The sequence below is a fragment of the Klebsiella sp. K-Nf6 genome (genome assembly GCF_002806655.1).
Classification (GTDB): Bacteria; Pseudomonadota; Gammaproteobacteria; order Enterobacterales; family Enterobacteriaceae; genus Klebsiella; species Klebsiella variicola.
The window spans coordinates 1-1,515 of the sequence record NZ_PIBN01000046.1 but is presented as its reverse complement, the minus strand read 5'-3'; the positions used below and the strand labels follow the sequence as shown (position 1 = coordinate 1,515).

Sequence of the window (1,515 nt, the reverse complement as noted above, 5' to 3'; positions counted from 1 at the left end):
GACCTGCTGGGGCGCTACACCCCGGAACTGATGCAGGCTGAATATGAAAAATGGCCGAATGTGCCCTCCCTGAGCATCACCAGTCTGGACCAGATGATGGACTGGACCCGACAGCGTATTGCATACCTGGACACTTTTTTCAGCTACCACCAGTAAGGACCTCACCATGACCACGATTTTAGTCAAAGATGCGCTGCGGGCCTCCGTTGAGGCGGCTTCGGGCGGAAAACAGACGGTGCTGTATACCCCGAAGGGACAGCCGACCTTTGTGAACATTATCCCGAAGGTGAGTATCGAAAGCCTGAACCCGGCGCTGGGGATTTCCGGCGTACACCCGGCCTTTAAGCAGGGCGACAGGGAAATCCCGTATCTGTATGTCGGAACCTATCAGGGATGCGTGCTGAACGGCGAGGTCCTGAGTCTGCCCAACGTGGATGCGAATGCCTGTAACGCAACCAGCGCCACCCTTTTCCCGTTACTGAAAGCGATGGGCAGCACCTGGCACGGCATGACGTCGGTCGAGTGGGCGCTGATGCAGGCGATGGCCGTGAAGAGCCGGTACAGCCCGCTGGGGGCTGATGTGTACGGCAAGTCCGCGCTGGACGCGACCCAGACCGGGCGCCGTATCGACGGCAAAGAGGCGGGCGATTTGTCCTCGCAGTCTCCGCGCATTTATACCGGCTCTGGTCCGGTCTCTTATCGCCAGGACAAAAAATACAACGGTATCAGCGACCTTGCCGGAAACGTCTGGGAGCGCACCTACGGCGCGCGTGTGGTGGGTGGCGAAATCCAGCTCTACGGGACCGGCAATGAGGCCGCGCTCGCCGCCTCCGCGGTGTTCAGTGCGCACGGCGCTGATGTGCCGGGCTGGTACGCCATCCATGCGGTGACCGGGGCCTTTATCACCCCGACACATACCGGGAACACCACCACGGCGGACTATGTGGCCACCACACCCAACAGCGTGCGGGCGGTGACAAAGACCACCGGGCTGGCTGACAACGAGTTTTATCACCCGGCCTGGGGCGGGACCTTCGTTCAGCCGCAGAACACGCTGCCGGAAGCGGTAAAAAATCTTCTGGAGCTGTATGGCGTGTGGCCGTCCCTGACCGGGAAGGCGATTGTCCCGGCAGGGTCCACCGTCAACTACAACGCGGGCGCGACAAGCTGCATGCATCCGGTGCGCGGTAAGAACGATATTTTCCAGTTTGGCTTTGCCAACAATATCGAAGTGCTGAATTCCGAGATGGGTCTGCGCCCGGTGTATTACGCGCCCCTGAGTTAATCCCGAGGCTGCCCCGCTCCGGCGGGGAAGCCCGCTATTACGGACTGCCTTATGAGTAAAAAATTCAGCGCCATACTGACCGCGCAGGGGGCTGAACGTCTGGCTGCTGCGGCGGTGAAGGGTATCCCTCTGGGTATCACTCACATGGCCGTCGGCGACGGGGGCGGCGTCCTGCCGGTGCCGTCCCCGGACCAGACCGCCCTGATTAACGAGCAGTACCGCGCACCGTT

Annotated in this window: 2 protein-coding genes; both read left to right on the top strand. The window is 61.1% G+C overall.

All coding sequences use genetic code 11. The features are described 5' to 3' along the window. Positions 1–166 precede the first annotated feature (166 nt). Complete coding sequence (locus CWM61_RS28525) at positions 167–1,285, top strand: hypothetical protein (protein ID WP_100632274.1); 1,119 nt, start codon at positions 167–169, stop codon at positions 1,283–1,285. A 51-nt stretch (positions 1,286–1,336) separates the two neighbouring features. After that, positions 1,337–1,515, top strand: a 179-nt coding sequence (locus CWM61_RS28520; protein WP_206054241.1) for a phage tail protein, incomplete at its 3' end; no start/stop codon positions are given.

Bases quoted from the DNA above. Each gene is read 5' to 3' on its own strand.
- CWM61_RS28525 (WP_100632274.1), top strand. From the start codon at position 167: ATGACCACGATTTTAGTCAAAGATGCGCTGCGGGCCTCCGTTGAGGCG.